A 13001-nucleotide genomic window follows, 5' to 3' on the forward strand; every position below is an offset into this window, starting at 1 on the left:
AAACATAAAAATTTTATTATACTTTCAAATCAAGACTTTCAAATTTTACAATTTTCTGTCTTAATAAGTTCAAAAATTTGTTGAGAATCCTTTTGTTCTTTCATGGTCTATATTGATATTGGAGTAATTTTGGTAATACTTGTGTCTACATTCGTAAGAAGAAAACAACAAAAATGATGGTTGCAAGTACAAATCTGTAGTATGCAAATATCTTAAATCCACTTTTTCTCACAATTTCAAGTAAAAAGTGTATAGCTAAAAACCCAACTACTGCTGATGTAAAAAAACCTGTGGCAAAACTTGAAAACTGACTTGTAACATTGTGTATATTTTTCATAAGCGATACAGCTCCTGCACCTAAAATGATTGGTGCTGACATCAAAAAAGAGAATTTTGCAGCGGTTTCTTTTTTAAGCCCCAGCAAAAGTCCTGTTGTCATTGTGATACCCGATCGCGATATTCCCGGGAAAAGAGCAAATGCCTGCGATATTCCTATCAATGTTGCATGTATGATATTCATCTCTGACATGCCTATTTTACTTTTAGCATTTTTATCAACATAGTACAGAACAATACCAAAGAGTGCAAGTACAATAGCTATTAGAAGGTATTGCTTCCTGAATACATTTTCAACAGTATTTTCAAAAAGATACCCAAAAAGTGCTCCGGGGATTGTAGCAACAACTATAAACCAGAGAAGTTTTCCTTTTTCTGAAGATGGGTGTGTTATTCCCTTTACGATAATCTCGAAATAGTCCCTCCAGAAATAAACAAGCACAGCCAAAAGTGTGCCCAGATGGAGTGCCACGTCAAACACAAGCGAGTGTTCCTTCCAGCCAAAAAGCCACGGGAAGATAATAAGATGGGCAGAACTTGAAATTGGCAAAAATTCACCAAGCCCCTGCAGAGCACCCAGAAAAATTGCCTGAAAAATGCTCAAAAGCCACGCCTCCTTTGAAAATTTTAATAGACTCTTATATTATACCAGAATATTAGCCTGAGTTTATTAAAAAAGTGTTAAAAATTTGATATAATAAAAAAGCTAATTTTGAAGACTTTTTTTGAAGGAGATGCAAGCAAGATATGTTTGTACTTGGTATAGAAACATCATGTGATGAAACAGCAGCAGCTATTGTAAAAGATGGCAGAGAGGTTTTATCAAACATTGTATATTCCCAGGTTGAGATTCACACTTCGTTTGGTGGGGTTGTTCCTGAAATAGCTTCAAGAAAGCACGTAGAAAAAATTTCATATGCAGTTGAAGCTGCTTTGAACCAAGCAAATATGGAGATTGATAAAATAGATGCTATTGCAGCAACATATGGACCAGGACTTGTTGGATCTCTTCTTGTTGGGCTTTCGTTTGCCAAAGCTCTTTCGTATGCAAAAAAGATTCCCTTTGTTGCCGTAAATCACATAGAGGGACATATATACGCTAATTTTATTACCTATCCTGAACTCAAACCACCTTTGGTAGTTCTGGTTGTTTCAGGTGGACATACAAATTTAATTGTATTAGAAGACTTTGATAAATACGAAGTTGTGGGCAAAACAAGAGATGATGCAGCGGGTGAGGCGTTTGATAAAATAGCAAGGTATCTGGGCCTGGGGTATCCTGGTGGTCCTGCTATAGATAGAGTTTCAAAGTTTGGGGATGAAGAAAAATATAAGTATCCTGTGGCTGCTGTGGAAGGTTACAATTTTAGTTTTAGCGGCTTAAAATCTGCTGTTATAAACCATGTGCACACGTTAAAACAAAAAAAAGAGAATTTTAAAGTAGAAGACATAGCTGCATCGTTCCAGAAGGCGGTTGTCGACACCCTGGTAGAAAAGACGGTTAAGCTTTCGCTGGAAACAAATATAAAAAGGGTTGCAATTGCAGGTGGAGTTGCTGCCAATTCAAAACTCAGAGAAAAGCTTGTGGAAAGATGTACACAGCATCAAATAGAACTTTACGTGCCTGATTTTAAATACTGTACAGACAATGCAGCCATGGTAGCCTCAGCCGGGTATTTTAGACTGGTAAAAGGGCAAACTTCAAGCTATAGCATAAATGCAATACCATATATTGGGCTTGTAAGCAAAAAAGAATGAAACGCTGTATTGGTAATTTATCAATAATTTATGACATCAATAATTTCTCTTTTTTGATCCTGGGCAAGGTCTATGAAGTAGGGGGTGAGTACTGGCGGTCCTTCTTTTCGTGCAACCACTTTGACAACAGGTCTTGTTTTGTTGAAGGGATTTTCTTCGTACACAATTGCAATCTCACCTGTGTTGAGAACAACAAAGCAGCCAACCGGATACGTTACTACCATCTTCAAAAACCTTTGAACAATCTCTTTATCAAACTGAATTCCGGCGTATTTCAAAAGATAATCAGCAGCCTTTGTGGGGACCACCTTTTTCTTGTAAACTCTGTCGGCAGTAAGAGCATCGTACACATCTGCAATTGCCACAATTCTTGCAAAAAGAGGAATCCTGTCACCTTTTAGTTTTAGCGGATAACCCGACCCATCAAGCCTTTCATGGTGCAAGAGTGCCACCTCGGCAATCTGTTCTGTAACCCCATCCATATTTTTGACAATCTGATATCCATAAATTGTGTGTTTTTTCATCTCTTCAAACTCTTCGTCTGTAAGTTTTGCCGGTTTGTTCAGAATTTCTGGCGGAACTTTCATTTTACCAAAATCATGAAGCAAAGCTGCCAGTGCCAGATCTTCTATTTTTTTTCTGTCAAATCCCAGAAGCTTTCCTATTATTGCAGAGAAGATACTGACATCCACTGAGTGAAAGAATGTATAATTGTCCACATCTCTGAATCCCACAATTTTTAAAAATACATCCTCTTCCTTGATAATCTCGGTAACAATATCATTGACAATTTCACGGGCAACAAAAGGGTCAACAACTTCACCTGCTTTTGCAGAAAGCATCAGATCTTGAATTGCTACAAATGTTTCATGGTAAATAACCTCTTCCTTTACGTAATCATTGGATATTTCATCTTCTACATAGACACTGTCGATGTTGTATTCTCTCAATTTTTCAATAAATGAAGGCTTTATAATAAATCCCTCGGGCAATAAAAGCTTACCGTTTTCGGTCAAAACATCTCTTGCAAGTTTCATGCCCTCTTGTAGCTCATCAACGCTGACTTTTCTCATTTAAATTACTCCTTTTTGAAATGCTGTTGGTAATGCAAAAAACAGAATGTGTCTAATTAAAATTCTAAAGGAATACTTTTATTAAATCAACAGTGTTTTTGTATAATCTTATAAAGTGAGATTTATTTAAGATTTTAAGTTTTTTCGAAAGTATCTAAAAAGATGTTGAGTTTTAAAAGGATTTTTATCTTCTGTGTAGAATATCTTTATTAATATTCTTTATTGCTTTTAGATGTTCAAAATCAAGGGGGAATGTGGTATGAAAGAATATGCTCCACAGTATATAAAAAATGTGGTGTTGCTTGGGCACGGAGGGGATGGCAAAACAATTTTGACAGACAGCATGCTTTTCAATGCAAGGTGTATTGACAGGATAGGCAAAATAGAGGATGGCACAACTACTTCGGATTTTGACCCTGAGGAGATAAAAAGACGAATTTCTATTTCAATGACGGTTGAGCCGCTTGAGTGGGGGGATTATAAAATAAACATTCTTGACACTCCGGGCTATTTTGACTTTGTGGGAGAGGTTTGTGAAGCTGTTCATGTGGCAGATGCTGCAATCCTGGTGGTTGGTGCTAAAACAAATGTTCAGGTCGGGGCAGAAAAAGGATGGGAATTAGCAGAAAAGCAAAAACTTCCAGTCCTGATTTTTGTAAATAAAATGGATGAAGAGAATGCTGACTTTGAAAAGGCACTAGAAAAGATTAATGATGTTTTGAGCCCCAGAGCAATTCCCATTCAGTATCCTATCATTGAAAATGGAAGGTTTGTGGGCTTTATAGATATCATCTCCAAAAAAGCATATGTATATGAGAACAACTCCGCAAAGGAAGTTCCTGTTCCGAGCGGATTGAGTGATAGAGTTGAAGAGATCAGGAATAGCTTGATAGAAGCTTCTGTGGAAAATGATGATGAGCTTATGGAAAAGTACTTTGCAGGTGAGGAGATTTCAACAGAGGAAATCTGCAGAGGATTGAAAATAGGAGTAAGTTCAAGGTCAGTATTTCCTGTCATGTGCGGTGCTACTTCTAAAAATTTGGGCGTAAAAGAACTTCTGGATGCAATCATTAAACTTCTTCCATCTTCACAGGAAAAGCAGTTTAGAGCTATGGATATAAAAAGCGGTAGCGAAACCATGCTAAAGCCAGATCCTAATCTTCCAGCCTGCGCGTTTGTATTCAAAACAGTTGCCGATCCGTTTGTTGGTAGAATTACATTTCTCAAGGTTATAAGTGGTGTTTTAAAACCGGATATGACTCTCTATAATACTTCGTCTGAGAGGCAGGAGAAGATTTCTCAAATTTTTATCATAAGAGGTAAAAAGCAAATTCCTGTTCCAGAGCTCAAAGCAGGTGATATAGGTGTTGTTACAAAGCTTCAAACAACCTTTACCAATAACACTTTGTGTGATCCATCACGACCTTTGCAGGTTGAAGCAATTGAATTTCCACGCCCATGGCTTATGCTTGCAATTGAACCAAAAGCCAAGGGTGATGAGGAGAAGATTTCAAACGGGCTTCACAGATTAATGGAAGAAGACCTGACTTTCAGGATTGAAAAGAATAATGAAACCGGGCAGAACATAATCTATGGTATTGGTGAGCTTCATATTGATGTTATTGTCAATAAACTGAAAAATAAATTTGGTGTGTCGGTTGTCCTTTCTGATCCAAAGGTACCATACAGGGAGACAATCAAAAAGAAGGTAAAGAGTGAAGGAAAATACAAAAAGCAAACAGGCGGGCACGGTCAGTATGGTCATGTATTTATTGAATTTGAACCAGGCGAGAGCGAAGATTTGGTTTTCGAGGAAAAGATTTTTGGAGGAGCTGTGCCAAAGCAATATATTCCAGCCGTTGAGAAAGGATTGAGAGAGTGTATTAAAAAAGGTGTTCTGGCAGGTTATCCTGTTATGAACCTGAAAGCCACACTTGTTGATGGGTCATATCACCCTGTTGACTCGTCAGAGCTTGCTTTTAAGGTTGCAACCTCACTTGCGTACAAAAAAGGCTTAGCACAGGCAAATCCGGTGCTGCTTGAACCTATCATGAACGTCAGGGTAATGGTACCAGAAAATTATACAGGGGATATAATGGGCGATCTGAACAGGCGAAGAGGCAGGGTTCTGGGTATGGAGCCGATTGGTAGGAACATGGAGATGATAGAAGCGGAGGTACCACTTGCTGAAATGTTCAGGTATGCAACAGACCTGAGGTCTATGACCCAGGGAAGAGGCTCATTTACCATGGAATTTGTTAGATATGAAGAGGTACCGCTGCACATTGCTCAAAAGGTGATTGAGGCGGCAAAGGCTCAGATGACCGAGGAAGAGAAGGAGTAAAAAATTTTTTTCAATTTGCTATTTACAAATTGAGAAAATGGGGTTATAATTAAAAAGACGTTGGTTGTTCATGGTGAACAATAGACGTCGGAAAAATCTAAATCCATGAAGTGAGGGGAATTTTAGAATGTATCAAGACAAGGTGTTAGTTTGCAAGGATTGTGGAAGAGAGTTTGTGTTCACAGCAGGTGAACAGGAATTCTACGCACAAAAAGGCTTCAAGAACGAGCCTACAAGGTGCAAAGAGTGCAGAGACCAGAGAAAGGCTATGCAAAGAAGAGATTCAAGACAGGAAAGAAGACGTGAACTTTTCGATGCAGTTTGCAGTGCATGCGGAAAAGAGACAAAGGTTCCGTTCAAGCCGAGAAATGACAGGCCCATATACTGCAGTGATTGCTTCTCAAAGATAAAAGCAACAAGATAAAAAGCTGCAGGTTAAAATAAAAATGGGTAAAAAAGAAGCCGCATCAGTTTGAAGATGCGGCTTTTATTTTGAATTGTAACGGTTTTGACATTTTATCTACTGTTTCAAATACATATCCCTGTTTTTTAAATTCCTTGATTATATAGGACAGAGCTTCAATGACATTTTTCTTTACAGGGCTGTCATGCATGAGCAGGACTATCTCATTTTTGTTCTTTGCTGTGGAAAAAGTTATTTTGATTATCTCTTTGTAGGTGAGTTTTTCATGATTCTTTGCTGAATCACCGGTTATAGCATTCCAGTCAATGTATGTTATCCTGTTTTTATCAAGAAACTCTTTTATTTGAGGTGATACCCTGTTTAAAGACCCGCCGGGGAATCTATAGTATTTTGGTTTTTTACCAGTAATTTTATAAATCACATACTCAGCCCTGTTAAAATCTTCAACAAAGTTTTTAAAACTTTTGTAGATAAACTTATAACTGTGCGAATATGAATGATTACCAATTAAATGTCCTTTTTGAGAAATCTGCTTGAGAAAATTCGGATATTTGATACAATTATAACCAACCACAAAAAAAGAGGCTTTTATTTTCTCTTTATCCAGAATCTCGAGTATTTTTGGTGTTTCAGGTGACGGACCATCATCTATTGTGAGGTATACCACCTTTTCAGATGGCTTTTGAATATTTAGCTTATCTTTTTGATAGGTATTTGAATTTGTGGTGTTATTATCATAATAAACCTGTTTTGAGACATTTTCAGTATTTCTTTGTGAAGGTTTTGAAAGACCAGTTACATTTTGCTTCTTTTTCGATATAATAAAAGAGGACCGGGGTTTTCTTTCTGGACCAGGGTTTTTTAGCTGAGTATTTAGAATTATATGTGGGAGTATTTGCTCAGTTTTGACTGAAAAAAACTTAACTATTAAAAAGGCAGCAAAAATGAGAAAAATAATTGCCAAGATCTTCTTTGCTTTCAAGTTCTTTAGTCCTTTCGTTTTGGAGTTTTATACAAAACATTATAATATATTTATAGCATTTTCACAACAAGAAATGCCTTGACACTTTAATAGTAAGGTGTTAAAATATAATTGCAAGGTCAAAGATAGTCAAAGTCAGTTTGCTATTGAGGCGGGGGAGGTTTTTATGCCAAGGTTATCTGATATCATCGAGGAGTTTATAAAGCAGCTGATTGAAAAAAAAGACGGTGAAATTGAGATTCAGCGAAATGAGCTTGCAAACTTTTTTAACTGCGCACCATCACAGATAAATTACGTTTTATCAACGCGTTTTACAATTGAAAGAGGGTATTATATAGAAAGTAAGCGTGGCGGTGGTGGTTCAATTCGTATTGTTAAAATAAAGTTTGAAAATAGCTCAAACCTGCTTGAAAATATCCTCAATAATATAAATTCACCTGTTACTCAGCATCAGGCAAATGAAATTGTTGAGTGTTTGTTAGAAAACGGCGTTATAAACCAAAGAGAGGCAAATTTGATGAAGGCAGCGCTGAATGATAAGTCTTTACCTGTAAATCAACCACTTAAAGACACTTTGAGGATGTTGATTTTGAAAGCCATGATAATTTCTCTTATGAATGGGTAATATTTATAAAGAAGAGGTTTTTGTAAAGGATGGTGATCTTTATAATGATGTGTGAAAATTGTGGCAAGCGTCCAGCAACTGTCCATTACACTCAGATTATTAACGGTGTTAAAACTGAGATGCATCTCTGTGAGGTATGCGCAAAACAAAAAGGGACAATAGAGTTTGATGCACCCTTTTCTGTTACCAACTTTCTGGCAGGATTTTTGGAGCCGGCTTTTGGAGCACAAATTATAAAGCCAGCTTTTGAGACACAAATTACATGCAAGGGTTGTGGAATGACTTTTGAAGAGTTCAAACGCAGTGGAAGGTTTGGCTGCGCAATGTGCTATAACTCATTTTCTGAAAAGCTCTATCCGATTTTAAGAAGAATCCACGGCAATACAAAGCATGTTGGGAAAATTCCTACCAAAATGGGTGAGAACTTAGCAATCAAAAGAGAGATTGACAGGCTAAAGATAGAGTTAAATGTAGCCATAAAAAACGAAGAGTTTGAAAAGGCGGCCGAAATTAGAGATAAAATCAGGGAACTTGAAAAGAAACTTTCTCGGGAGTGATTTGAAAGATGGATGATGTTGTTGTAACAAGCAGGATTCGGCTTGCTCGAAACCTTTCAGACGTGCCATTTACCATAAAAATGAACGATTATGATGCAGGGCTTGTAATAGACAGAGTAAGGGATGTGATTTCTAAGAACAGCCAGTACAGGTTTGATTTTTATGAAATTAGAAAATTACCTTTTTTAAAAAGGCAGGTCTTAATTGAGAAACATTTAATTTCACCTGCACTGGTCTCATCCAAAATAAAAAGTGCTGTTGCAATAGACCAGAATGAAAATATAAGCATAATGATAAACGAAGAAGATCATTTGCGAATTCAGGTACTGTACAGGGGGCAAAATATCCAGAAAGCGTGGGAAGATGCAAACAGGATTGATGACTTTCTGGAGGAGCAGCTACCTTATGCTTATGATGAAACCTGGGGGTATCTTACCTCATGCCCTACCAATGTTGGAACAGGGCTTAGAGCTTCATTTATGCTGCATCTTCCGGCACTTACACTGCTTGGTTATATGAAAGAAATTATTGAAACAATTACCAAGCTGGGAATTGCGGTGAGGGGTTTTTATGGTGAAGGGAGTGAGGTCTTGGGTAATCTATATCAAATTTCAAACCAGATTACATTGGGACAGCCTGAGGAGGACATAATAGCAAATGTTGTTTCAATCACAAATCAAATAATTGAGCAGGAACGTCAGGCAAGGTTGAAGCTTTTGAACGAAAGCAGTTCATTTATCGCAGACAAGGTCTACAGGGCTTATGGGATTTTGAAGTATGCAAGAAATATTTCATCAAATGAGGCACTGAAATTGATCTCAGATGTGAGAATGGGCATCAGTATGGGTATAATAAAAGAGACCACAATAGATAAATTGGATGTGCTTTTGAATTTGATCCAGCCAGCTATTCTTCAGGACTATTTTGGCAAAGAAATGACACCGGAGGAAAGAGACATAAAAAGAGCAGAACTGATAAGAAAAATACTGGAATAAAGGAGGGGTTAAAAGTGTTTCAAGGAAGATTTACCGAAAGAGCAGAAAGAGCAATAATGCTTGCGCAGCAGGCAGCTGCCGAGCTTGGTCATAATTATGTTGGAACTGAACATTTACTTCTGGGGTTGATTAGAGAAGGCGGTGGAATTGCTGCAAGAGTTTTACAAAGCCAGGGTGTTACAGAAGAGAAGGTGATAGATGAGATAGAAGAACTGATAGGCAGGGGCGATTATCAGCTACCACAACCACCAACAGGATTTACACCAAGGACCAAGAGGGTATTTGAGATAGCATTTATGGAAGCAAGAAGACTTGGCAGCACATATATCAGCACAGAACATCTTTTGCTTGCCATCATGCGCGAGGGTGAAAGTGTTGCTGTGAGAATTTTGATGGATCTGGGCGTGGATCCGCAAAAACTCTTTGAGGAGATTATGAAACTTTTGAACGAAGATGCAAAGAATGTTGGCGGAGTGTCTCCACAGCAACAGATAAATTTCCAAACCCAGAATACACCTACTTTGAACCAGTTTAGCAGGGATTTAACGCAACTTGCGCTTGAAGGGAAAATTGACCCTGTTATTGGTCGTGAAAAAGAAATTGAAAGGGTCATCCAGATATTGTCAAGAAGAACCAAGAACAACCCCTGTTTGATTGGTGAGCCCGGTGTTGGAAAGACAGCTATAGTTGAGGGACTTGCTCAGAAGATTGTTGAGGGGAATGTTCCAGAACTTTTGAGAAACAAAAGAGTTGTTGCTCTTGACCTTTCTGCAATGGTTGCCGGGTCAAAGTTCAGAGGCGAGTTTGAAGAAAGGCTCAAAAAGGCAATGGAAGAGGTAAGGAAAGCTGGCAATGTTATTCTTTTTATAGATGAGATGCACACAATAATCGGTGCTGGTGCAGCAGAGGGTGCGATTGACGCATCAAACATCTTAAAACCTGCTCTTGCGCGTGGCGAGATTCAGGTCATTGGTGCAACAACCCTTGATGAGTACAGAAAACATATAGAAAAAGACGCTGCACTGGAGCGAAGGTTCCAGCCGATTTTGGTTGGTGAGCCCACACCCGAGGAGACAATTCAAATTCTTAAGGGGCTTCGTGATAAGTATGAAGCTCATCATGGGGTTAAGATAACAGATGAGGCAATAAAGGCAGCTGTTGAACTTTCTACAAAATATATCACAGACAGATACCTGCCGGACAAGGCTATAGACCTTATTGATGAGGCAGCCTCAAGAGTACGACTTCAAATGTACACACTGCCACCTCATGTGAAAGAATACGAAGAAAAGATAGAAAAACTTGAAAAAGAAAAAGAGGAAGCCATCAGGCTGCAGGAATATGAGAAAGCAGCTAAGATAAGAGATGAAATTATGAAACTTCGTCAGGACCTTGAAAAGGTTAAAAACTCCTGGACAAACGACCAGCAAAAAGCACAGCCCATTGTTACAGAAAACGATATTGCATACATTGTTTCAAGCTGGACAGGTATTCCTGTTAATAAGCTGACTGAAGATGAATCACAGCGACTTTTGAAATTGGAAGAGGTTCTGCACAGGCGGGTTGTTGGTCAGGATGAAGCTGTAAGAGCTGTTGCAAGGGCTATAAGGCGCGGAAGAGTGGGGCTTAAAGATCCAAAAAGACCGATTGGTTCGTTTATATTCTTGGGTCCAACCGGTGTTGGTAAGACAGAACTTGCCAGGGCGTTGGCTGAGGCATTGTTTGGGACAGAGGATGCCCTGATTAGAATTGACATGTCCGAATATATGGAAAAATTTAATGTGTCCAAATTGATTGGTTCACCACCCGGTTATGTTGGCTATGAAGAAGGTGGTCAGCTGACAGAAAAGGTGAGAAGAAGACCATATTCTGTTGTGCTTTTTGATGAAATAGAAAAAGCTCATCCGGATGTTTTCAACCTGCTTCTGCAGATTCTTGATGATGGAAGACTTACAGACTCACAGGGGAGAACTGTAAGCTTTAGAAATACTGTGATTATAATGACTTCAAACATTGGTGCAAACCTTATTACTAACCCCAAAAAGTTAGGATTTTCAACCTCCGAAGATGAAAAGCAGAGAACATATGAGAGAATAAAGGAAAATGTTATGAATGAGCTCAAGAAAACATTTAGACCCGAATTTCTAAACAGGATAGATGAGATTATAGTATTCCATCCGCTTGATGAAGAGGATGTCAAGAAGATAGTTGAAATTCTTCTAAATAATTTAAAAGAAAGAATAAAGGAAAGCCAGTATTATGCAGAGTTTACCCCTGCGCTTGTTGAAGCGATTGCTAAAAAAGGATTTGACCCGGTATTTGGTGCAAGACCGCTCAAAAGAGCAATACAGAGTATGGTGGAGGACAAGATTTCAGAAGCTATTTTAGAGGGGCAGATAAAGCAGGGTGATGAGTTTATTGTTGACTATGTGGATGACAGAACAGTAATTATAAGAAAAGAAAAAAGTGATAGTGCTGATGTAACTGATACCGGGCAGGCTAAGTAAAATTTGAAAAAATAAATGGGTGCACCTTTTTGAAAAAAGTATTTTTCAAGGTTGCACCCATTTTTTTATTTTGATCATACACTTTTAATTAAACAACCTTCTTTGGTACCATTATCTTTCTGAGCTTTGCATATCGTGGAAGACCCTTTTCAAACTTCACTTCAACCTCGCCTTCAATAAGAGGCTGGATGTAATTGAGAGCCTCTTCTTTTACATAGTTGCCGTCGTGTGAAATCCAGGCAAGAGGTACCAATTTTTCAGCATTTGCCACCTTGTAAAGTTCAACAAGCTCTGTTGAGCTTGAATATGGACTGTCACTGTCACGCTTGATGGCAATCATGTATCCACTTGCACCTTCAACTGCATATTTCACAGCCATTCTTCCAACCATGTAGGCTTCTTCAACATCAACCTTTGACAGGATATGTGCAGCACTGCGCTGCAGAACATTGAATTGAATAGATTTGACTCTCTTTTCTACCTCTTCACGAATAATGTTCTCAAGAACAAATGCTGCACCGCCAAGCTGGACATGACCGAATGCATCTATTCCAAACTTGTGGCTCATATCGGCAATATACTTTCCTTCTTTGTCTTTAATGCCCTCTGATACCACAATAGTAATCTTTCCGGTCTTTTTGTGTATGTTTCTGACATCCTCCAAGAATCTGTCAACAGAAAATGGTACTTCAGGTAGATAAATAAGGTCGGGTGCACCGATGTCTTTTGAAGCAAGTGCTGATGCTGCAGCAAGCCAGCCTGCATTTCTTCCCATGACTTCAATTATTGTGACAATGTTTGTAGGATATACAACAGCATCTCTTGCTATCTCCATTACAGATGTTGCAATGTACTTTGCAGCACTTCCAAAGCCAGGGCAGTGGTCTGTCATGACAAGGTCATTGTCAATGGTCTTTGGAATTCCTATGATAGATATATCATAACCTATCTTTTTTGCATAACGTGTCAGTTTGTCAGCCGTGTCCATAGAGTCATTACCACCGATGTAGAAGAAATATCTTATATTGTGTGCTTCAAAAACGTTGAAAATTTTAACATAGTCCTTTTCGTCATGTTCAAAAGGTTTCAGCTGGTATCTACAAGAGCCCAGGGCAGATGAAGGAGTGGTTTTTAAAAGCTTTAACTCTTCAGGGTCTTCCATTCTAAGGTCATAAAGTTCCTCGTCAATAAGACCGATTATACCATTTTTTGCTCCATAAATAGCCCTTATAGGATGTTGCTTCATTGATTCTTCAATCACACCCAAAAGCGAAGCATTGATAACCGCAGTTGGACCTCCTGATTGAGCAACAACGCAATTTCCTTCTTTTGGCATTTCAAATCCCTCCCGATCAAGTAAAATTTTTAGTTTATTTTAATGTTAGCCATAGAAGCCCTTT

Annotated in this window: 11 protein-coding genes; 7 read left to right on the forward strand and 4 right to left on the reverse strand. The window is 38.4% G+C overall.

Annotation, left to right across the window (positions count from 1 at the left end):
* Nucleotides 1-145: 145 nt before the first annotated feature.
* The gene (locus OTK00_RS03915; RefSeq protein ID WP_045169136.1) at nucleotides 146-940 is read right to left on the reverse strand and encodes an undecaprenyl-diphosphate phosphatase; all 795 of its coding nucleotides are present in this window, start codon (nucleotides 938-940) and stop codon (nucleotides 146-148) included.
* A 143-nt stretch (nucleotides 941-1083) separates the two neighbouring features.
* On the opposite strand from OTK00_RS03915, the gene tsaD reads away from it, so the two are divergent.
* On the forward strand, nucleotides 1084-2094 hold the full coding sequence (tsaD, locus tag OTK00_RS03920; protein WP_045169137.1) for a tRNA (adenosine(37)-N6)-threonylcarbamoyltransferase complex transferase subunit TsaD: 1011 nt from the start codon (nucleotides 1084-1086) through the stop codon (nucleotides 2092-2094).
* A 20-nt stretch (nucleotides 2095-2114) separates the two neighbouring features.
* Here the strand turns inward: tsaD and OTK00_RS03925 are convergent, their stop codons facing one another.
* Nucleotides 2115-3167: an HD-GYP domain-containing protein gene (locus OTK00_RS03925; RefSeq protein ID WP_045169138.1), complete on the reverse strand. Its 1053-nt coding sequence runs from the start codon at nucleotides 3165-3167 to the stop codon at nucleotides 2115-2117.
* A gap of 259 nt (nucleotides 3168-3426) precedes the next feature.
* Between OTK00_RS03925 and fusA the strand changes: the two genes are divergently transcribed.
* Together fusA and OTK00_RS03935 are read left to right on the forward strand one after the other, a co-directional pair.
* Entirely contained in the window at nucleotides 3427-5511 is a 2085-nt protein-coding gene (gene fusA, locus OTK00_RS03930; protein WP_045169139.1) for an elongation factor G, read from the forward strand.
* Between the two features lie 127 nt (nucleotides 5512-5638).
* Nucleotides 5639-5935 (forward strand): zinc-ribbon domain containing protein, encoded by a 297-nt coding sequence (locus tag OTK00_RS03935; RefSeq protein ID WP_045169140.1) that lies wholly within the window; start codon nucleotides 5639-5641, stop codon nucleotides 5933-5935.
* 43 nt (nucleotides 5936-5978) lie between these two features.
* On the opposite strand, the gene OTK00_RS03940 is transcribed toward OTK00_RS03935, so the two are convergent.
* Nucleotides 5979-6917 (reverse strand): polysaccharide deacetylase family protein, encoded by a 939-nt coding sequence (locus OTK00_RS03940; protein ID WP_045169141.1) that lies wholly within the window; start codon nucleotides 6915-6917, stop codon nucleotides 5979-5981.
* 166 nt (nucleotides 6918-7083) lie between these two features.
* Between OTK00_RS03940 and OTK00_RS03945 the strand changes: the two genes are divergently transcribed.
* The 4 genes from OTK00_RS03945 to OTK00_RS03960 are packed head-to-tail and all read left to right on the forward strand — an operon-like array spanning nucleotide 7084 to nucleotide 11601.
* Nucleotides 7084-7542: a CtsR family transcriptional regulator gene (locus OTK00_RS03945; RefSeq protein WP_045169142.1), complete on the forward strand. Its 459-nt coding sequence runs from the start codon at nucleotides 7084-7086 to the stop codon at nucleotides 7540-7542.
* 44 nt (nucleotides 7543-7586) lie between these two features.
* A complete protein-coding gene (locus OTK00_RS03950; protein ID WP_045170128.1) occupies nucleotides 7587-8099 on the forward strand; it encodes a UvrB/UvrC motif-containing protein in 513 nt (170 codons plus the stop codon).
* An 8-nt stretch (nucleotides 8100-8107) separates the two neighbouring features.
* Nucleotides 8108-9094: a protein arginine kinase gene (locus OTK00_RS03955; protein WP_045169143.1), complete on the forward strand. Its 987-nt coding sequence runs from the start codon at nucleotides 8108-8110 to the stop codon at nucleotides 9092-9094.
* 14 nt (nucleotides 9095-9108) lie between these two features.
* The gene (locus tag OTK00_RS03960; RefSeq protein WP_045169144.1) at nucleotides 9109-11601 is read left to right on the forward strand and encodes an ATP-dependent Clp protease ATP-binding subunit; all 2493 of its coding nucleotides are present in this window, start codon (nucleotides 9109-9111) and stop codon (nucleotides 11599-11601) included.
* A gap of 88 nt (nucleotides 11602-11689) precedes the next feature.
* Here OTK00_RS03960 and OTK00_RS03965 read toward each other — a convergent pair whose 3' ends face one another.
* Complete coding sequence (locus OTK00_RS03965) at nucleotides 11690-12937, reverse strand: 6-phosphofructokinase (protein ID WP_045169145.1); 1248 nt, start codon at nucleotides 12935-12937, stop codon at nucleotides 11690-11692.
* Between the last annotated feature and the right edge of the window lie 64 nt (nucleotides 12938-13001).

Origin of the sequence: Caldicellulosiruptor morganii, from assembly GCF_026810225.1 — a bacterium.
Taxonomy (GTDB): domain Bacteria; phylum Bacillota; class Thermoanaerobacteria; order Caldicellulosiruptorales; family Caldicellulosiruptoraceae; genus Caldicellulosiruptor; species Caldicellulosiruptor morganii.